The sequence below is a fragment of the Nodosilinea nodulosa PCC 7104 genome, from assembly GCF_000309385.1.
Classification (GTDB): domain Bacteria; phylum Cyanobacteriota; class Cyanobacteriia; order Phormidesmidales; family Phormidesmidaceae; genus Nodosilinea; species Nodosilinea nodulosa.
Genome location: NZ_JH976537.1, coordinates 3,773,316 through 3,791,421 on the forward strand (window position 1 = coordinate 3,773,316; position 18,106 = coordinate 3,791,421).

General features: G+C 56.7%; 17 protein-coding genes. 5 read left to right on the top strand and 12 right to left on the bottom strand.

Features of this window, described 5'->3' with window-relative positions:
• Positions 1 to 20: 20 nt before the first annotated feature.
• From LEPTO7104_RS0117425 to LEPTO7104_RS0117455, 8 genes are all read right to left on the bottom strand, one after another.
• Positions 21 to 482, bottom strand: coding sequence for a TspO/MBR family protein (locus tag LEPTO7104_RS0117425; protein WP_017299864.1), 462 nt, complete (start codon positions 480 to 482; stop codon positions 21 to 23).
• 206 nt (positions 483 to 688) lie between these two features.
• Positions 689 to 1,510, bottom strand: a complete 822-nt coding sequence (locus LEPTO7104_RS0117430) for a heavy metal-binding domain-containing protein (protein ID WP_026072809.1) — start codon at positions 1,508 to 1,510, stop codon at positions 689 to 691.
• Positions 1,511 to 1,515: 5 nt separating this feature from the next.
• A complete protein-coding gene (locus LEPTO7104_RS34325) occupies positions 1,516 to 2,475 on the bottom strand; it encodes a heavy metal-binding domain-containing protein (protein ID WP_017299866.1) in 960 nt (319 codons plus the stop codon).
• Between the two features lie 3 nt (positions 2,476 to 2,478).
• The gene (locus LEPTO7104_RS0117440; RefSeq protein ID WP_017299867.1) at positions 2,479 to 2,880 is read right to left on the bottom strand and encodes a hypothetical protein; all 402 of its coding nucleotides are present in this window, start codon (positions 2,878 to 2,880) and stop codon (positions 2,479 to 2,481) included.
• Between the two features lie 255 nt (positions 2,881 to 3,135).
• Positions 3,136 to 3,582 (bottom strand): GFA family protein, encoded by a 447-nt coding sequence (locus LEPTO7104_RS38450; RefSeq protein ID WP_225887007.1) that lies wholly within the window; start codon positions 3,580 to 3,582, stop codon positions 3,136 to 3,138.
• 384 nt (positions 3,583 to 3,966) lie between these two features.
• Positions 3,967 to 4,179, bottom strand: coding sequence for a hypothetical protein (locus LEPTO7104_RS0117445; RefSeq protein WP_017299868.1), 213 nt, complete (start codon positions 4,177 to 4,179; stop codon positions 3,967 to 3,969).
• Positions 4,176 to 4,619: a PIN domain-containing protein gene (locus tag LEPTO7104_RS0117450; protein ID WP_017299869.1), complete on the bottom strand. Its 444-nt coding sequence runs from the start codon at positions 4,617 to 4,619 to the stop codon at positions 4,176 to 4,178. The genes LEPTO7104_RS0117445 and LEPTO7104_RS0117450 overlap by 4 nt, the downstream gene beginning before the upstream one ends.
• The gene (locus LEPTO7104_RS0117455) at positions 4,610 to 7,531 is read right to left on the bottom strand and encodes an NACHT domain-containing protein (protein WP_225887008.1); all 2,922 of its coding nucleotides are present in this window, start codon (positions 7,529 to 7,531) and stop codon (positions 4,610 to 4,612) included. The genes LEPTO7104_RS0117450 and LEPTO7104_RS0117455 overlap by 10 nt, the downstream gene beginning before the upstream one ends.
• Before the next feature lie 403 nt (positions 7,532 to 7,934).
• Here LEPTO7104_RS0117455 and LEPTO7104_RS0117460 point away from each other — a divergent pair, with 403 nt between their 5' ends.
• Positions 7,935 to 8,207, top strand: a complete 273-nt coding sequence (locus LEPTO7104_RS0117460; protein ID WP_017299871.1) for a hypothetical protein — start codon at positions 7,935 to 7,937, stop codon at positions 8,205 to 8,207.
• A 227-nt stretch (positions 8,208 to 8,434) separates the two neighbouring features.
• The gene (dapF, locus tag LEPTO7104_RS0117465; RefSeq protein WP_017299872.1) at positions 8,435 to 9,283 is read left to right on the top strand and encodes a diaminopimelate epimerase; all 849 of its coding nucleotides are present in this window, start codon (positions 8,435 to 8,437) and stop codon (positions 9,281 to 9,283) included.
• Between the two features lie 85 nt (positions 9,284 to 9,368).
• Here dapF and LEPTO7104_RS0117470 read toward each other — a convergent pair whose 3' ends face one another.
• On the bottom strand, positions 9,369 to 10,031 hold the full coding sequence (locus LEPTO7104_RS0117470) for an HAD-IA family hydrolase (RefSeq protein WP_017299873.1): 663 nt from the start codon (positions 10,029 to 10,031) through the stop codon (positions 9,369 to 9,371).
• A gap of 302 nt (positions 10,032 to 10,333) precedes the next feature.
• Between LEPTO7104_RS0117470 and LEPTO7104_RS0117475 the strand changes: the two genes are divergently transcribed.
• On the top strand, positions 10,334 to 10,951 hold the full coding sequence (locus LEPTO7104_RS0117475; RefSeq protein WP_017299874.1) for a glutathione S-transferase family protein: 618 nt from the start codon (positions 10,334 to 10,336) through the stop codon (positions 10,949 to 10,951).
• Positions 10,952 to 11,024: 73 nt separating this feature from the next.
• Here the strand turns inward: LEPTO7104_RS0117475 and gcvP are convergent, their stop codons facing one another.
• The 3 genes from gcvP to LEPTO7104_RS0117490 all read right to left on the bottom strand — a co-directional run bounded on the left by gcvP (position 11,025) and on the right by LEPTO7104_RS0117490 (position 16,046).
• Positions 11,025 to 13,952, bottom strand: a complete 2,928-nt coding sequence (gene gcvP, locus LEPTO7104_RS0117480; RefSeq protein WP_017299875.1) for an aminomethyl-transferring glycine dehydrogenase — start codon at positions 13,950 to 13,952, stop codon at positions 11,025 to 11,027.
• Between the two features lie 168 nt (positions 13,953 to 14,120).
• A complete protein-coding gene (locus LEPTO7104_RS0117485) occupies positions 14,121 to 15,014 on the bottom strand; it encodes an alpha/beta fold hydrolase (RefSeq protein WP_017299876.1) in 894 nt (297 codons plus the stop codon).
• A 102-nt stretch (positions 15,015 to 15,116) separates the two neighbouring features.
• Complete coding sequence (locus LEPTO7104_RS0117490; protein ID WP_155523680.1) at positions 15,117 to 16,046, bottom strand: retropepsin-like aspartic protease family protein; 930 nt, start codon at positions 16,044 to 16,046, stop codon at positions 15,117 to 15,119.
• A gap of 254 nt (positions 16,047 to 16,300) precedes the next feature.
• Between LEPTO7104_RS0117490 and carA the strand changes: the two genes are divergently transcribed.
• Both carA and LEPTO7104_RS0117505 read left to right on the top strand, forming a co-directional pair.
• Positions 16,301 to 17,464, top strand: coding sequence for a glutamine-hydrolyzing carbamoyl-phosphate synthase small subunit (gene carA, locus LEPTO7104_RS0117500; protein ID WP_017299879.1), 1,164 nt, complete (start codon positions 16,301 to 16,303; stop codon positions 17,462 to 17,464).
• A gap of 235 nt (positions 17,465 to 17,699) precedes the next feature.
• Positions 17,700 to 18,077: an STAS domain-containing protein gene (locus tag LEPTO7104_RS0117505; RefSeq protein WP_071527277.1), complete on the top strand. Its 378-nt coding sequence runs from the start codon at positions 17,700 to 17,702 to the stop codon at positions 18,075 to 18,077.
• Positions 18,078 to 18,106 lie beyond the last annotated feature (29 nt).

Genomic DNA, 18,106 nt, shown 5'->3' on the forward strand with positions numbered 1-18,106 from the left:
GGCGATCGCCATCAGCCAGGTCAGGCCTCATTCGGATTCAGCTGCGCCATCTGCCAGGTGATCAGCGTTCCCACCGGGCTCCAGAGCAGGTAGGGCAGCAGCAGCAGCAGCGCATTGGTATCTACCTGCACCACAAACCAGGCCAGCACCAGGCCAAACACAAACCCCGCCGCCCCGATCGCCATCCCCACCCGCAGACTCCGCAGCTTGCACATGACGGGCGTATAGCTGACAATCAGCAGCTCTAGCAGTGCATATCCCGCCATCAGCCACCAGCTTTGGGTCTGCCGCCAGACGATGTAGGCCGACCAGCCGCCGCAGATAAACACCACCGTCCACACGAACGGAATGGCAAACTCGAACGTCAGCCAGTCGGGACGGCGCAGTTGCTTGAACCACTTAATGTCGCGGGAGCTGAGCAGGCTGGAAGCGGCGGCGATCGCCACCCCCACTAACGCAATCGCCAACCAGGCTGGAATCATCACGCACCTCAAAGAGCCTGCTTTCAACTTAACCAGACCGGAGACACCGCCGCCTCTTACCCGTGACACAACTTCAAAGAAGCGGCGGCCAGTCATGAAACACTGGGCCGCTCAAGGCGGGCTGGTAGCGATGGCGCAGTGAGCTTCCGGCGGCCAGCCCTCTGGCGGCTGGAAGGCCTGTCGATGGCAATCTACTGGCGGCGTCCCTAATCGTTTACCGACAGCATCAGGTGCGGGGTGGGAATGTGGTGATCGGCGCGAATGGGAATCACCGCCGTTCCCACCGTGAAAAACTCGATCACGTGGGAGCTCCAGGAATAGCGCCCCTCGTGTAGCTGCACCCCCACAATGCCCTCGGCCTTGAGGTGGGTGGCCTCGGCCTGCATCCGCTCCATGGCTAGCTCGCGAGCGTCGTACAACCCCTGCGTAAAGTTGGTCATCTCTACGTTCTTACCCATATTTTTGAACCACTGCCCAATGCCCTGGTAGGCCACGTGGTAAACGCAGTTGCCCATCACCATGCCCACAGGCCGATAGCCCGCCCGCAGGAGCGTCCAAAAGTCCTGCCCGGAGAGGTCGCTGGTAAAGGGTTTGTTATCTAGCGTGCGGTAGGAAATGTCGTGGTCACGGGCACGAACCGCCGTGCCGATCGCCACAAATTCTGCCAGGTTAGGTTCCCATTCCATGTGTTTGGCCGTTAGCCGTACGCCCACAATGCCGTCGGCACCCAGCGCGTCGGCTTCTGCTTCCATGCGGCTCATGGCCAGCTCCCGGGCATGGTACATCGCCTGCGACAGAACGGTCATCTCCATATTCTGGTTGACGCCCGCCCACTGAAAGCCGATGTGATACATAGAGCAGCCCACCACCATGCCCACGGGGTCGAACCCGGCTTCCTTGACCAGCAAAAATTCATTGACGGTTAGATCGCTGGTAAACAGGCGGTGAGCCTCGTCTTTTCCGCGCATAGCCGCCAGCCGTTCGCGGGCGTGGACTGGCAGATCGGAGGAGGAAGGAGCGTTGGTCATAGGGTTCAGTGGGTGGAGGATGGGTTGGTGGTAAGCTGCGCGACTTTGCCGTCGGCGAGGTTGTAGTAGAGCAGGGGGGATTTGCGATCGCCCGCCGCAGGCTGCGGATCGTGCACAATAGCCGTGCCCACCGCCACAAAATGCGCCAGCAGGTCGTGATACTTCGTGTCGTTGACCTCGTACTCGATATCTTCGATGCCCATGTCGATGTGCATGCCCACGGCCCCTTCGCCGCCGTGCTTTTGAATATCGGCGGTAAGGCGCTCTGCGGCCAGGTGACGGGCAATCTGAAACCCCTGGGTATATTGGACAATTTCCTGATTTTGGCTGCTGCCTCTGCCCAAAAAGCCTCCCCTGGTAATGTTGCGGGTGTTCCAGTCGGTGTGGACGTAGTAGGAGCAGATGCCCAGCACCAGGCCTCGGGGGTAGTAGCCGGCCTGGTGCAGCTGCCAAAACTCCTGGCCACTCAGGTCACTGGTGAAGGGGTTGGGGTCGGGGGCGCGATCGGGGATGCGGATAGCAGTACCGATCGCGGTGAATTCCACCGTCCGGGCGCTCCAGTCATAGCCGCCCAGTTTTAGCCGCACGCCGATCACCCCGTGGGCACCCAGGATGGTCGCTTCCTGCTGGAGCCGGGCGATCGCCAGTTCCCGCGCCGCCAGCTGAGCCTGGCTGAGACTGGTTAGCTCGCCAGTCGTGTTGCGGTAGCCATTGAAGTAGCCCCAATAGCTAACCTTATAGAAGGCGGTTCCCATCACCAGCCCAATGGGTTCGTAGCCTGCCTCGCGGGTGAGCAGGTGCTCGTTGGAGCTGAGGTCGCTGGTAAAAAAGCGATCGCCCCGCTTGCGCTGCTCTTCTAGACGATGGCGGGCGCGGTAGGGTATCTGGCCCCGCTCCAGCGCTCTGCGGGTGGCTTCCTGGGCCTCGCGCCGACTTTTATCATTCGCCGATTCCCAAAAAGGCATCGATCACCCTCCCAGGACGAATTTATGCAGGGCTTCCCGAGTTTGGGCGCTCTGCTGCGATGCCTGCACCAGCTGCTGAGCGACGTCTTCTGTCCACTGGTCAACCGAAACTTGAGTCGTCTTTAGGACCACGCCCCGCACCAGCTTTAAGACCTTGGCGGTCAGGGCACCATGCTTTTCGCGGGTGATCTGGTAGTGGTAGTCATCAAACCGCACCAAAATTTCCTTGACCGGGCGCGTTTTGGCAAACAAACCCCCGCCGCGAGTCACGGTTGTAGCCTGGGGCAAGGATTGCTCTAACTTTTGGGCCAAAAATTCTAGTAGATCGTTTGTGTCTTGGTGATCCAGACGTAGGGCGGCGGCCAATACGTCTACCTGCAAAGCCGGATCAAGATCGTCAGTCATGCAAAGCTCACCGGGTTTATACACCCATTAAAGCACTAGATTTTTGGCCCGGAGGGAGATCTGGGTAGCCCACTGAAACCTAACGTAACAATCGCAGGGAGCGGGTTCCATGGCCAGGAGCAGGTTAAAAAAAGAATCAATCTAACTTGATTTGAAAGACCTGATTTTTCAAATCAAGCATTCACTTCAGAAGAAATCAACTTAACAACTCAAATTAGCGGCAACAGACGACTTCAAACCCAGCGCTAACAGCTTTCAAATGTCCTCTGGATTTGAATTGCTGGGTGGCGGAAACTTGGCAAATTTTGTCAAGTCTGGATTCAAGTAATCCCACGGTTGAGCACTCGAAACATAAAGGTGCACCTGAGGCTTAAACCAACTTGGATCGTCTAAGCTTCCTGCTTGAATACTGATAAAGTCAGCATTCGCACGTGAACCAAATAACCGAGAACCACAATGATTACAGAAGCCACGACTAATCGGATTGCCGCTATCGCCTATCACCTCATAATATTTTACTTCTCCAAAAATAGTTACAGTATTGCGAGGCACCATCAGCGCGGCAGCAAATGCGCTTCCTGTCGCTCGCTGACAATCTCGGCAGTGACATAAACCCATTGCGATAGGTTTTGCCGAACATTCGTAGCGGATTGCTCCGCACATACAACCGCCAGTAAAACTTTTTGCCATGAAATTATCCATCTTTCCATTTTCAAAGGCTTTGTAAACTCGACGAACCTACACAGCCGAACTACATCTTATCCAACCCAAAATGCTTTAGGGAAATCGACCATAAATAATTTCAAGTGTGAATATATCAATAACCTTTGAGCACTTGATTTTCGATATCGACAGATAAGTTTTTGACTACTGCCCTCATCTACAAATTAAGCTGCCTAACGTTCCCAACCAGCGGCGGCAAACAACCTAGGACTCAGCGCTGAGGGTTTGTGTTCGTCCGCTACAAGGGGGTTGTTGTGCTGCCGTCTGCTGAGGAACACACAGTTGCCCATCGTCACAGTTGCTCATCGGGGGCATTGATGGCTTGTTAGACAAAAGTTCCAAAGTTGTGAAATGGGGAAAATGCTAACCTTTCCAGTTTTGTTTGGCTCTAGAAAAAATTTCGTCTAATTGCTGTCCTTCATAGAGTTGACGAGAAATTTCTACATAGTCAGTTGAGTTCTGGTTGATTAATGCCAGAAAGCGCAAAGTGGCTGCCATGCCGAGTTCTTGCTTGAGCGTGGCCAGGGCTTTGACCCGAAGTTGAGAATCATTCAGGGTTGGGGTAGAATCTGTCATGGATTTTCTCTCCGAATATAATCAACTGGGTTCATGACTTCACAAGCTAATGCTAGCTTCTTGGCTTGTCGCATCAGGGCATCATCACAAGTGAGGAAGAAATTTGCCTGAGCATAGCTAGCACAGGCAACATGCAAAATATCCTTTGCCGAGAACTTCCCTTGCTGGATGAATCCTTTAGCAAGGCTGTAAATAGCGTCTTCTGGGGCAATTCTAATTTGGCACAGGGTGGAAAGTTCTAGGGCAAACTCTTGCCGCTCTGGAAATGGACAGAGTAGCGTCTCGTCTTCATGCATAAACGACCAGATCAACTGAACCGTTTGAGTTTCTGCTCGATTGAAGATTTCTTGACAGGCTAACGCTTCAATTTGAATGCGAACTTGACTGGGATCATCAAATCTTCGCTGAAAGCAGTTGTAGTCCAGGTAAATCAAGTCCATCCGCTTGAGCCTCCCTTCTTCTCCATCTGTTGCAACTGCTCCTGTGCCCATTCTCGTAGTTGCTCATCGGGATCGTTGAGGGCGCGATCGCGCAGCAGCTCGATCGTTTTTGGGTGAGTGGGGTAATTTCTCAGAAGAACTTCTAAGGCATTTTGACGAGGATTCTGGTTCCGAACAGATTTTGGCAAGAATGACTCCTGTAAGACAATTTCATATAAAAGCTCGAAGATTTCTGGAGCTTGCGAGAAGTGTTCACAAATAACCTTTGCAGCTACACCACGAACATGCTGATCCGTGTCATTTCTGAGGAGATTTTCTAGTAAAATCCGGGTTTCTGCATTAGTCTGATAATATTTTGCAATTGAAAGAATTGCGGCTTGACGAGTAAATCCACCGTCAAATTCTTGATTTGCTTTCGTTTTGAGCCATGCTAAAGTTTCTGGAGCATAGTGAAAGTTTTCAGCAACTGCCATAACTGCTGACCATCTGACAGGACCGTTGTTATCCCCAGGATTAATATCTTGCTGAGTTTGTAGTTTGAGCCAATTCAAGGTTTCCGGATAGTCATGAAAATACTTGCTAATTATAAATATCACTGCTTGGCGAGGTAGTGCCGACGGACTATTTTCCTGTGCGGGCAGAGATTTAAGCCATGTGAGAGTTTGCTCTGTATAAAAACAGTAGACAATGCGATTTAAGAGCGCCTCAGTTGCCTCATAAGATAGAGGAACTTCTTGTTTTTCTACTTCAAAGCAAAGATGCTGTTTTAACCTAAGCTTTATAGATGCGACTGAGCTAAAATCTTTAACTTCAAACAAACAGTCTGCTGCAAGTAGTAGATTGCCTACCCCTTCAGCGTTCACCACGCGGAAATCTGGGAAATCTTTTAAATCCACATCTTCTAAATAAGAATTTCTGTCCATTTCCTGCGACATTAAATATTCGATCAATATCGCAGAAAACTTTGCATCAATCATCCCACAAATGAGCCGCAAAACCTCATGCCAAGTTTCATCTTGCCAATGGTTTTCAAACACCTCATCCCGTAATTGTTCAAACGTAAGAGTGCGTTGTTTTTCAAAGCGGTGAACAATTTCAACCGCACAGAAGTATTCCAAAAAGGTGCGGTGCATGAAGCCGTAGGTGTCGGCTCCGCGATAGCAGAGGATGAAGTTGCGTTCCCGCAATTGTTGAATCAACCGATTGGCTTTTTCGCGGGGTTCACTAAAGCCCTGCTCTCGCAAATAGTTGGTCAAAATGCGGGTGAGGTGTTCTGCACTGATGAGATTCCCTTTCAATCCCTCTTCCCCTGCCTGCATCTCATAGGCAATCAAGCGAAGCATCTCTTGCTTTTCCCGTCGCCCGATCGCATCCATCGGAATCTGCAATTGCTTGTGATCCACATCCCAGTGGTACAGCAATACCCGCGAAGCCTGGTCGTAGAGGTCGGCGCGATCGCGGGGTAACTCTTGCCGCCGATTTAGAATTGCCATCATCGTTAGCAATAATGGATTGTCTGCCAAATTTTGGATGGCTTTGGAGCTGGCGATCGCATCCTTCAATCGCTGTTTCAACCGCACTTTATCGGGATCGCTGCCCAGCGATAGGTCATACCAGCGATCTATAAACTCATGAATCTCGTCTATATCCAGGGATTGAATCGTGAAGTGCCGAAATCCACTCTGCTGAAGTCGTTCGGGGTTGTAGCCGATGATTCGAGATGTAACCAGTATTTGAGCTTTGGGATATTGCTGGGAAAATCGAATGATGTCGTCAATGACAGTAGATTGGGTGGTGCGATCGAACACCTCATCCAGACCATCAAACATCACCAGGGTAGGAAACTCTAGTAAATGCTGATGCAGTTGATGTTGATCAAACTGCCAATCTACGCCCCGACCTCGATGGAGAAATTCGAGAAAGTTGGCGGATGGAGTGATGGCAAATTCCCGTAACTCGATTAATAGCGGAAGTTTTTCAGTATTACCCTCTACCCATTCCAGCGCCAGATATTGCAACAAGCTCGACTTACCCGATCCTGGATCTCCTAAAATCACCGCCCGTTGAGAGGTTATAATCGCTTCTAAAACTTTTCGTGCGGGCTGCTGAAAATACGCATGACGATCATGCTCTAGGGCTTCAGGCGATAAATCTGCTTCGAGTTGACCTTCGGCTTGTAGCTGGCGCTTCAAGTCCAGAGGCATATCGTAGCGCATCGGGGGCAATGCCTCTCGCACGGTTTGCTCAACGAACATTGCCCAAAGCTTGATGGCATCGACCCGGTCAGTACTGTCAAGGATATACAGTTTCAGATAGCCATAACTAGACTGCAAACTCTCTCGATAGGTCTCAGCATCAAATCCTGGTGAGAGTTGTGCTGTATTACGGGCAATGTCTTCTAGCAGGCCAGAATTCAGAATCTCCCGCAACTCTGAATTCGCTTTAACAATACCCTTGACCTCATACACATATTCTTTGCAGACGCCCCGCCAATCAAACTCCTCTAAGGGAAATTGCCATCCAGACCCTTGATACTGTTGTGTCCAAATTTGCTCTAGCTGTGCATAACCAATTTGTTTACAATCTTTCTCAAAGGCTTTGCCCAGGATAGGGCGCACAGCCTTATCTTGTACAAACTTCTTGATCGCCGCCTTGTAGTGATGCTGAATACTGGTTTCAGGAACGTCGTTAATCTGAAGTTCTTTAATAAAACGCTTAATAAAACAACCGATCGCTTCTGCCATCGGCGTTTTCAGCGTTGTAGCATTGAGCCGAGCAACCCCGCTACTCAGGCAGTCCTTGAAAAAATCTTGAACATATCCTTCTAGGACAGGCTTACCCAAATCGAGAACCTGCTCAAGCACCAGCTTACCTAGCTCTACCCCTGTTGTGACTGCCAACCATTCCAGCATACTGGGATTCCAGAAATGACCGAACACTACCTCTAATATCGTACTCATACTGGGCAGATGTCAGAGATTGCAAGCTCAAGCCACAGCAGGCAACCTTGCCCTACGTCTTTACCGATAATCATGCAAAGTCTCTATTGCTCCACGGTTGACGGGGAGCGATCGCACCAGTACACTCATTCTTTAAGCCGTTCGACCAGAGCGGTTGCCACACAGGACTCGAAAATCTTAGCGCTGTCCGCAGGTGTTAGCAGCACCTACGAACAGCTAACCCCGCGAATCTCACAGGCAGATTGCGAGGCTACGGTCGATCGTACCCTAGCCCCCCCAGTTTGCACCTCAGCTGCGGGTGGCTAGGGTTTTCGCGTTCTGTTTCTTCCGTACCCAAACTAAGGAAACAGAACCGATGTTTGAATATCTCGAACCAGACGCCACTGGCGCGTCGAATCGTTCGCCTGCCCATGGGTCAAACCCCCAGCCTCGCCAAGAGCGGGTGCGCCACATGCTCTACGGCAGTTTGGCGGGTATAGACCGCACCATCAAAATCCTCCACGCCCTCGGCTATGCCGACCCCAACGACTGGTCAGACCCCATGCCCGTGCCGCCCAGCGGAGCCGGGGCGACCGACCAACCCAACCAGTGGATGGTGATCATGACCAAGATCCTGCTGATTGAATAGGTTCCTGCAAAGAGACCGGTTGCCTGCTGCTGCCAGCAAAGTCTTGGGTCAAAACAATAGGCACCCGGTCTCTAAACGCAACCTGGCACAGCCGTGAAGCTAATTGCAGTTCTTAGATCTTCAATGTGACCCGGCCGTAACGTCCTGCTGCCTTCCCCAGCGCGATGAACGCCCCATTTTGCCGATTTGGTTAATAATTAAGGTTCCCTCATTCAGCATCGGCGACTATGGAATTTAGCAAGTACCACGGCCTGGGCAACGACTTTATTCTGGTGGACAATCGCCATCAGCCGGAGCCGGTGCTGAGTTCCGAAGATGCGGTGCGGTGGTGCGATCGCCATTTTGGCATTGGCGCAGACGGGGTTATTTTTGCCCTGCCGGGCCAGGCGGGCACCGACTACACCATGCGCATCTACAACTCCGATGGCTCGGAGCCAGAGATGTGCGGCAACGGCATTCGCTGCCTGGCCAAGTTTCTAGAAACCCTCGAAACCGCTGACGGCAAAGCACCCCAGGCCCCCCACACCTACCGCATTCACACCCTGGCGGGGCTAATTTCGCCCACCCTCCAGCCCGATGGCCAGGTGACGGTAGACATGGGGCCGCCCCACCTGCTGGCCGACGAAATCCCCACCACCCTGGCCGCCGCTGGGGAGAAAGTGGTGGCGGTGCCCCTCACCGTAGCCGACCAAACCTGGTCGGTGACCTGCGTTAGCATGGGCAACCCCCACTGCATCACCTTTGTAGAAGATGTAGCGGCGATTGCGCTGGAGTCCATTGGCCCCCAGTTCGAGCACCACGCCGCCTTTCCCCAGCGCATCAACACCGAGTTCATTCAGGTGGTGCGGCCCGACTATCTCAAAATGCGGGTGTGGGAGCGCGGGGCTGGCATTACCCTGGCCTGCGGCACCGGAGCCTGCGCGTCGCTGGTGGCCGGGGTGCTGAACGGACTCTGCGATCGCGCCGCCACTGTAGAATTGCCCGGTGGCCCCCTCCACATCGAGTGGTCAGTCACCGACAACCGGGTTTACATGACCGGCCCGGCAGAACTGGCCTTTCGGGGCGATCGGGCCTAGTGCTTCACCAAGCGAGTCCTGGCCGTTGCTCAACAGTCTGTCCCATCCACCCGATTGCAAAAGTCAATTTCACCCTGGCAGAGTACTAGCTACTCACGGGTCGCTTAATTAAAATACCGTGCAGTCCGGCGGCTTTGGCCCCTTCCAAATCGTCCGTTTTGCTGTCGCCCACGTGCCAGGCCTGGCTGGCGTCGCAGCGGTGCTTTTGCAGGGCGGTGGCAAAAATCAGCGGGTCGGGCTTGGCGGCCCCCGCCTCAGAAGACAGCGTCACCGAGCTAAAGTAGGTGGCCAGGTTGAGTTCTTCTAGCACCTGGTACAGCCGGGTGTCGAAGTTTGAAATTACCCCCAGGGCAATGCCGCGCCGCCGCCAGCGCTCCAGCGCGGAGACGACATCGGGATAGAGTTCCCAGGGCTCTGGGGTGGCAAAGTGGGCGTAGAGGTCGGCAAAAAAGCTGTCGAAGTCGACGAAGCGATCGAGCACCCCGGTACTGCTAAAGGTTTGCTGGGCAATCGCCCGCCACCAGCGATACTCCTGCTCGGGCACCGCCGCCGGGTCGCTGCCAGGGAAAGCCATCTCTGGAGCCGCCTTAAAGGCGCGAAAAAAGGCCTGATTTAGGGCCATAGGGTCGGCCTCAATACCGTGGCGCTGGGCCAGATCGGCATAGATGGCACCGACGCTGCCCGCCACCCCAAACAGGGTGCCAACCGCATCTAAAAAAATGACCCGAGGCTGAGCAGAGTTGACCATTAATGGAAAAAGCTAAGGCGTAAATTAGGGTTTTGATCGACCTGGGACGACTGTAGCCAATCGGGGCTAGATCGCCCTATACCGCTGATCCTGAGCTGCCGAAATTCCTCATCTGACGCAATCCCAGTCAACCTTATCACTCCGCAACTGAAAAACCGGGGCCATGTAACCCTACTTAGCAATGGCCGTAGAAAATTGGGCCTACTGTCGAAATGGCCTGACCTGAATCGTTATAGCCATAGAAGCACAGCTAAACTACCTGTGCTCTGGCCCGCATACACCTAGAAACAGGATCCAGCGCCATGAAGCTCTATTATTTCCCGGCTTCGCCCAACACTCGCAAGGCCCACGCCGTTGCCCTTCACCTCGATGTTCCCCTCGATCTGCGATTTATCGATATTCAAAAGGGTGAGCAGCACAGCCCAGAGTTCCTAAGCCTCAACCCCACTGGGCGCACGCCAGTCCTTCAAGATGGCGAGGTTGTGCTGTGGGAATCCACTGCGATCATGTACTATCTCGCCAGTCGCACCCCGAACTCCCTGTGGCCGAAGCAGGAAACCATACGAGCGGATATTCTGCGGTGGCAGAGCTGGCATCTGGCCCACTGGTATCAGCCCTGTCAGACGATGCAATTTGAGAATTTTGTCAAGCGGCTTTTGAATCTGGGTGAGCCTGATCCGCAGGTTTTGCAGGGGGCTACCGAGGCCTTTCACCGGGAGGCTGCGGTGCTGAATCAGCATCTAGAGGGGCGCAAATTTTTGGTCGACAATGCCCTCACCCTGGCCGATTTCTCGGTGGCGAGCAGCTTAACCTACGCCATACCGGGCCAGTTCCCCCTGGAGGGTTATCCCCATATTCGCGCCTGGTCCGATCGCATGGATCAGCTGCCCGCCTGGCAGCAAACGCTACCCAAGGGCTAGAAAGGGCAAGCCTGGCAAATCGGTACCTCCTTGGTCGCGACTGATCCTCAGATCGGTAGCGACCAAGGGCCGATTAGTAGTTTTCCATGCCAGCGCAGGAGCAGATCAAGTTGCGATCGCCGTAGGCCTGGTCAATGCGGTTCACGGCGGGCCAAAACTTGGCGCTGCGGGTAAACGGGGTGGGAAAAACCGCCTGCTCGCGGCTGTAGGGGCGATCCCAATCGGATACCAGGTCCGCCGCTGTGTGGGGCGCGTGCTTGAGCAGGTTGTGGTCGCGATCGGCCTGGCCTGTCTCAATGGCGCGAATCTCCTCACGAATGGCAATCATAGCGTCGCAAAAGCGGTCTAGCTCCGCCTTTGACTCGCTCTCGGTGGGTTCCACCATCAGCGTGCCCGCCACCGGCCACGACATTGTGGGCGGGTGAAAGCCATAGTCAATCAGCCGCTTGGCCACGTCTTCCACGCCAATATCCGCTGACTTTTTAAAGGGCCGCACATCGAGAATGCACTCGTGGGCCACCCGGCCATTTTGCCCCGTGTAGAGAATGTCGTAGTGCCCCGCCAGGCGCTGGGCGATGTAGTTGGCGTTGAGAATCGCGACTTCCGTAGCTCGCTTCAGCCCCGCGCCGCCCATCATGGCAATGTACATCCAGGAGATGGGCAAAATGCTGGCGCTGCCCCAGGGCGCGGAAGTCACCGCCCCAACGCTCTGGTCGCCGCCTACCCCGGCCACCAGGCCGTGCCCCGGCAGGTAGGGGGCGAGGTGCGCCTTCACCCCAATTGGCCCTACCCCCGGCCCGCCGCCCCCGTGGGGAATGCAGAAGGTTTTGTGCAGGTTGAGATGGCACACATCGGCCCCGAAGTCGGCGGGGCGACAGAGGCCCACCTGGGCGTTCATGTTGGCCCCATCCATATAGACCTGGCCGCCGTGGTCGTGGACGATCGCGCAAATCTCCGCAATCCCTGCCTCAAAGACGCCGTGGGTCGAAGGGTAGGTGACCATCAGCGCCGCCAGCTTTTCGCCGTGCTTTTCGGCTTTGGCTTGCAGGTCAGCGACGTCGATATTGCCATCCTCGTCGCAGGCCACGGGGACAACTTTCATGCCAGCCATCACGGCGCTGGCTGGGTTGGTGCCGTGGGCCGATTGGGGAATCAGACAGACATTGCGGTGGTGCTCTCCGCGCTGCTGGTGGTATTCGCGAATCACCAGCAGTCCGGTGTATTCCCCCTGGGCCCCGGCGTTGGGCTGGAGCGAAACCCCGTCGAAGCCGGTAATTTCCCCCAGCCAGGTTTCTAAATCTGAAAAGAGCTTGCGGTAGCCTGCGGTTTGCTCGGCGGGGGCAAAGGGGTGAATCTGGCCAAACTCCGGCCAGGTGACCGGCACCATTTCAGCGGTGGCGTTCAGCTTCATGGTGCAAGACCCCAGCGGAATCATCGCCGTCGCCAGGGAGAGATCCTTGTTCTGTAATCGATACAGGTACCGCAGCATCTCCGTTTCGGAGTGGTAGCGGTGGAAGGTGGGGTGGGTGAGGTAGGGGGTGGTGCGTTGGAGGGGGGAGGGGAGGTGGGGGAGTGAGGGGGTGGGGGAGTGGGAGAGTGGGGGAGTAGAGCCGGTAAAGACGGTGATTAGGTCTTGGAGATCGGCCTCGGTGACGGTTTCGTCGAGGGCGACGATCAGGGTTTCGCTGTCGAGCGCGCGCAGGTTGATGCGGTGGTCGGCGGCGCGGGTCAGGATGTCGGACTGGAGGTCGCCCACGCCGACCCGCAGGGTATCGAACACTGGCTCTTGGCCCAGGTCAAAGCCCGCTGCGGTCAGGGCTGAGGCCAGGGCGAGGGTGTGGTGATGGATGCGATCGCCGATCGCCCGCAGCCCCTCCGGCCCGTGGTATACCGCGTACATGGCGGCCATAATCGCCAGCAGCACTTGGGCCGTGCAAATATTGCTGGTGGCGGCGTCGCGGCGGATGTGCTGCTCGCGGGTTTGCAGGGTCAGGCGCAGGGCCGGGTTGTCGTAGGTATCTTTAGAGACGCCCACTAGGCGACCGGGCAGCTTGCGGGCAAAGGCATTGCGGGTGGCAAAGAAGGCGGCATGGGGGCCGCCAAAGCCCAGGGGCACGCCAAAGCGCTGGGTGTTGCCCACCACCACATCGGCCCCAAACTCGCCGGGGGGCCGCAGCAGGGTGAGGCTGAGCAGATCGGCGGCGACGGTGACCAGGGCATTGGCCCCGTGGGCTGCGGCGATGAAGTCTTCGTAGTCATAGACGGCCCCATCGGTGGCGGGATACTGCAACAGCACCCCAAACACGGGCGTGTCAAAGCTAAAGCTGCGGTGGTCGCCCACCATCACCGCAATGCCCAGGGGCAGGGCGCGGGTTTTGACCACATCGATGGTCTGGGGATGGCAGGCGGCGGAAACCCAAAAGGTTTTGGCGTCTTTTTGCTTGCGGGCGTTGAAGGCCAGGGTCATGGTCTCGGCGGCGGCGGTGCCCTCGTCGAGCAGAGAGGCGTTGGCAATTTCCATGCCGGTCAGGTCGGTGACCAGGGTTTGAAAATTCAGCAGCGCCTCTAGCCGCCCCTGGGAAATCTCGGGCTGGTAGGGGGTGTACTGGGTGTACCAGCCGGGATTTTCGAGCACGTTGCGCTGAATCACCGCTGGGGTGAGGGTGTTGGCGTAGCCCAGGCCCAGGTACGATCGCCACACCTGGTTTTGAGCCGCCAGCGATCGCAGCTGAGCCAGTGCCGCCGCCTCGTCTAGCCCCTGGGGTAAATCGAGGGCCTGCTGAAGGCGAATGGCTGAGGGCACGGTGGCCTCGATCAACTCTTCCAGAGAGGCATAGCCCAAAGCCGCCAGCATGGCCTCGGCGTCTTGCTCGGTTGGCCCCAGGTGGCGTGCCACAAAGGGGCTGAGGGGGCCGGGCTGGGCAGCGGCGGGGCTACCGCTCGCGCCTGCTACAACCGTCGATACATCAGCGGTGCCGATCTCTGAAAAAAGTTGTGTCATACCCGTTTGCGGCTGGCTCCAAAATCACAGGGTTTAATCGGGGGGACTCAGAGACTGAGCCGACCTTCTTCATATCTTGAAACATCCGGGCCAAATTGGCTGCATCCTGGCGCGAAGTGGAGTTCTGACGGTGGGAACGCTCCTGATCCTAAGCTGCCCTTGACCCAGCTAGGCCAGCCTATCGACAAAAGCAAGCATGGCCGCTGCTGTGTCCTGGGGTTTTTCCAGGTGGGGGACGTGGCCGCACTGGGGAATCCAAACCAGCTGAGAGCCAGCGATCGCGCCCTCAAACCGCCGCGCATCCTTTGTGCCCAAAATTTTATCCTGTTCGCCCCAAACCACCAGCGTAGGGCAGGCAATCTGAGCAATCTTAGGGCCGAGAAAGTTGTAGCCGCCGCTTTTGGTAAAGGCAATTAGCGCCTCCTTCCAGCCGGGACATTGCAGGTGCAGGGCCGCACAGAGTTCGGCGTCGGGGGTGACGAGGGTTTTGTCGAAGTAGGCCTGGCGGCTAATGCTGCGCCGCACCCGAGGGTTGCGCAAAAAGGCCGTGGCCCAGCTGTCCAGCGGCGGCACCATCAGATTACCCATGGCAGGCCCGGCGGCAAAGCCAGCGGCATCCAGCAGCACCAGTCCGGCCACAGCCTCGGGGTAGGTGAGGGCAAAGTCGATGGCGGCAGCCCCGCCCATAGACGCCCCCACCAGCACCATTGGGCGAGCGATCATCTGCTGCCAAAAGCTGTGCAGGTGCAGCTTGATAGCCCCAGGGGAAAGGTCGGGGTAGAGGGCGCGATCGCTGAACCCAAACCCCAGCAAATCGACCGCCCAGGTGCGGGGGGCCAGCAGCGGCAGCAGCCGACGAAACTCCAGCAGCGAGCTGTCAAAGCCGTGGATCAACAGCAGCGGCGGCTCGCTGGCGACATCGCTCGCGGCCACGTAGGCGGTGGGAATTGCGGCCTCCAGCAGCGACGTTTGAATCATCGCGACCCGCACCCGGGCGGCCAAGTCGATCGATGGCGGTTCGCTCAGCTTAGCGGCGGCGGTGGGCAGCACAGAAACAGTCATAGGGCAGGGAAAACATAAACCTGCTGCCTATTCTCACGCATTCCTGCCCCCTGGGCCAGGCTGCCCGCGCGGGTTTGCTGGGGCCGATTTGCCTGGGCAGTATCACTGGTGCAGATTGATTTGGTTAGAGCCGATGGCGATACCGTACTGGCCGTAGATGTCCTGCCCCAGCAGGCCGTGGCTGCCGCCAATGGCTACCTTCACCTGCTCGCGGCGCAGTCCGCCCAGCTCCACCGCATCCACGCTGCCAACGGGCAGCGTCACCGTGGTGCCGTCGGCAATGCGGGCCTGGGTTTCGCCCACAATCGTCACCCCCACGGCCTGGGCCATTTCAGCGGTAATCAGGGTGCCGGTGGCTCCCGTGTCAAACAGCATGGGAAAGGTTTGCGCTCCCCGGCTGCCCCGCAGGGTCACTGCTACCACCGGGGTGCCTCCCTGGCGGCGCTGAATGGGAATCTGAGCCACCAGCCCGGCGGGGGGTGCGGCAGGGGCCGGAGCGGGCGGTGCCGGGGGCGCAATGCTGCCCGTGGACCGCTGCCGGGCAGCGGCCAGGTGCTGTTTATATTCCTGGGCTTTGGCCTTGGCCTGGGGGTAGTGGGCGCTGCCGCTGGGCACTTGCTCCATCAGAGCGATCGCCTGCTGCCAGCGGCTGGCCGCCAGCTGCCAATCGGCGTGGGACTGGGCCGACTGACCAATGGCCACAGCGCTGGTGGCCCGATTCACCGCTTCCCGAAAGGAATCTCCGCCCGGTGGTGACGCCGGGTTGGCCCCTGTCACCGCTGATTTGGCCGGGGCTGGTTCGCCAGCGCTGGGTTCTGTGGCGGCTGATAAAACCTGCTGGTCAGCGGCTGTCGGCGCTTTCTCTGGGATCGTTTTGGGGGCCGTTTCTGGCGCTGTTTTTGGGGCTTCTGTTGGCGCTGTTGAGATCGGCGCTGTTGAAAGGCCCAGCCGGGGAGACAGCCCGCAGCTTGTTAACCCGCAGAGAACACCTCCCAGCATGAACCAATTTGCGATCGCCCAGGGTCTCGCCATAGCTGCTGCTCCACTGTCCCAACTGCTCAACTCGAAAATTAGAATTCCCTAATCTATGCAAGGCCGTAGCCTATGAGCCTATTTAAGCGTCCCCAGATGTCCCCCAGTCCCCTATGCTTCCAGGCCTCCGAACCGGTATTGAGTTGGGACAGCTAGAGCTGGGACAGTTAGGGCAAATTTAGTCGCGGTGGAATGGCTGAAAACTGACGTTTAGCCTTAGGATAATAGCGATTCGTAGCGCTGAGCAAATCGCCATGGTTTTCCCCGATGCCCCCCCAGCAGTGCTAGTTTTAGCCGACGGTTCAGTGTTTCGGGGCTGGTCCTTTGGGGCACCGGGCACCGTCATGGGAGAGGTCGTTTTCAACACCGGCATGACGGGATATCAAGAAGTCATGACCGACCCCAGCTACTGCGGCCAGATTGTCACCTTCACCTACCCAGAGCTGGGCAATACCGGCGTCAACCCCGACGACGAAGAGTCGAGCCGGCCCCAGATTAGGGGGGCGATCGCCCGCAACATCTGCGAAATACCCAGCAACTGGCGCTCTACCCAATCGCTGCCCAACTACCTCAAAACCCACAAAATTCCCGGTATTTTTGGCATTGACACCCGCGCCCTCACCCGCAAGATCCGCACCGCAGGGGCCATGAACGGAGCCATTTCCACCACCGTGCTCGACCCCCAGGAACTGCTGCGCCAGCTTCAGGATGCTCCGCCAATGGCTGGATTAAACCTGGTCGATCAGGTGAGCACCACTGAGATCTACGAGTGGACCGAAGGCACCGACCCCGTCTGGGCCTTCGGTCCTACCGAGCCGCTGCCTGGAGACGAGACCCCGCTGACGGTGGTGGCGGTTGACTTTGGCGTCAAGCGCAATATTCTGCGGCGTTTGGCCAGCTATGGCTGTCGGGTCATTGTAGTGCCCGCCAGCACCACCCCAGAGCAAATCATGGGCTACCAGCCCGACGGCATTTTTCTCTCCAATGGCCCCGGAGATCCCGCAGCGGTAACCAATGCCCCAGAGCTAGTGCAGGCGCTTCTAAACTACTCGTTGCCCACCTTCGGCATCTGCATGGGCCACCAAATTTTAGGGCTGTCCCTGGGCGCTTCGACCTTCAAATTGCGGTTTGGGCACCGGGGGCTTAACCAGCCCTGCGGCCTGGAACGCCAGGTGGAAATTACCAGCCAAAATCACGGCTTTGCCCTCGATGCCACCTCCATCCCCGAAGATACGGTGACGGTCACCCACCTAAACTTAAATGACCAGACCGTCGCTGGGCTAGCCCACAAAACCCTGCCGCTGTTTTCGGTGCAGTACCACCCCGAGGCCAGCCCTGGCCCCCACGATGCCGACTACCTGTTTGCTAAATTTGTAGACACCATGCGCACCCATCGCCAGCAGCTTCTGCCCATCTGATGTCAAGACTTGTTGGGGCTTTGACTGCCTGGTTCGGCGGTCTCTCCGCTGGAGCTAGCAAAAATTAGCCAAACCGCTATATGCTATCTGTCTACAGCAGGGTGCTGGTTCTGGGCTGGTTTCAGGTTTGGCTCAGCGGCAGACTTTGCAGCTAGTCCGTACGGTTTTACCCCTTGCGGGTAAGGATATCCTGACCTATATTTAACGTCGAACTGGAGCGCCGAGGAGGTTTCCCATCGCTGAATCTCTAACCCTGACCGTAAGTTTACGAGGCACTCGCGATGTCAGGGGAACCTATCAACTTTTTCGCCTCACGGGTCTGCTAGATGCGTTCTCGGAGCCTGCATTTCGCAAGGCGATGACCAAGTACGTGGATGCAGGGCCGACCAACATTATCCTTGACCTAGCGGCCATTGACTTTGTCGATAGCTCAGGGCTGGGCGCGCTCGTACAGCTGGTTAAAAAAGCCACCACCGAAGGCGGTACGGTGCAGGTCGTAACCAACCCCCGAGTAACCCAGACGGTGAAGCTGGTGCGGCTTGAGAAATTTCTATCGCTTCAGCCCTCGGTCGAAGACGCGATCGCAAACCTGGAAAAACCGCCCAGTGAATAGCCCTAGCGTTTTGCTGGTCTAGGCAGAGA

Bases quoted from the DNA above. Each gene is read 5' to 3' on its own strand.
- LEPTO7104_RS0117425 (WP_017299864.1), bottom strand. From the start codon at position 482: ATGATTCCAGCCTGGTTGGCGATTGCGTTAGTGGGGGTGGCGATCGCC.
- LEPTO7104_RS0117430 (WP_026072809.1), bottom strand. From the start codon at position 1,510: ATGACCAACGCTCCTTCCTCCTCCGATCTGCCAGTCCACGCCCGCGAA.
- LEPTO7104_RS34325 (WP_017299866.1), bottom strand. From the start codon at position 2,475: ATGCCTTTTTGGGAATCGGCGAATGATAAAAGTCGGCGCGAGGCCCAG.
- LEPTO7104_RS0117440 (WP_017299867.1), bottom strand. From the start codon at position 2,880: ATGACTGACGATCTTGATCCGGCTTTGCAGGTAGACGTATTGGCCGCC.
- LEPTO7104_RS38450 (WP_225887007.1), bottom strand. From the start codon at position 3,582: ATGGATAATTTCATGGCAAAAAGTTTTACTGGCGGTTGTATGTGCGGA.
- LEPTO7104_RS0117445 (WP_017299868.1), bottom strand. From the start codon at position 4,179: ATGACAGATTCTACCCCAACCCTGAATGATTCTCAACTTCGGGTCAAA.
- LEPTO7104_RS0117450 (WP_017299869.1), bottom strand. From the start codon at position 4,619: ATGGACTTGATTTACCTGGACTACAACTGCTTTCAGCGAAGATTTGAT.
- LEPTO7104_RS0117455 (WP_225887008.1), bottom strand. From the start codon at position 7,531: ATGCTGGAATGGTTGGCAGTCACAACAGGGGTAGAGCTAGGTAAGCTG.
- LEPTO7104_RS0117460 (WP_017299871.1), top strand. From the start codon at position 7,935: ATGTTTGAATATCTCGAACCAGACGCCACTGGCGCGTCGAATCGTTCG.
- dapF (WP_017299872.1), top strand. From the start codon at position 8,435: ATGGAATTTAGCAAGTACCACGGCCTGGGCAACGACTTTATTCTGGTG.
- LEPTO7104_RS0117470 (WP_017299873.1), bottom strand. From the start codon at position 10,031: ATGGTCAACTCTGCTCAGCCTCGGGTCATTTTTTTAGATGCGGTTGGC.
- LEPTO7104_RS0117475 (WP_017299874.1), top strand. From the start codon at position 10,334: ATGAAGCTCTATTATTTCCCGGCTTCGCCCAACACTCGCAAGGCCCAC.
- gcvP (WP_017299875.1), bottom strand. From the start codon at position 13,952: ATGACACAACTTTTTTCAGAGATCGGCACCGCTGATGTATCGACGGTT.
- LEPTO7104_RS0117485 (WP_017299876.1), bottom strand. From the start codon at position 15,014: ATGACTGTTTCTGTGCTGCCCACCGCCGCCGCTAAGCTGAGCGAACCG.
- LEPTO7104_RS0117490 (WP_155523680.1), bottom strand. From the start codon at position 16,046: ATGGCGAGACCCTGGGCGATCGCAAATTGGTTCATGCTGGGAGGTGTT.
- carA (WP_017299879.1), top strand. From the start codon at position 16,301: ATGGTTTTCCCCGATGCCCCCCCAGCAGTGCTAGTTTTAGCCGACGGT.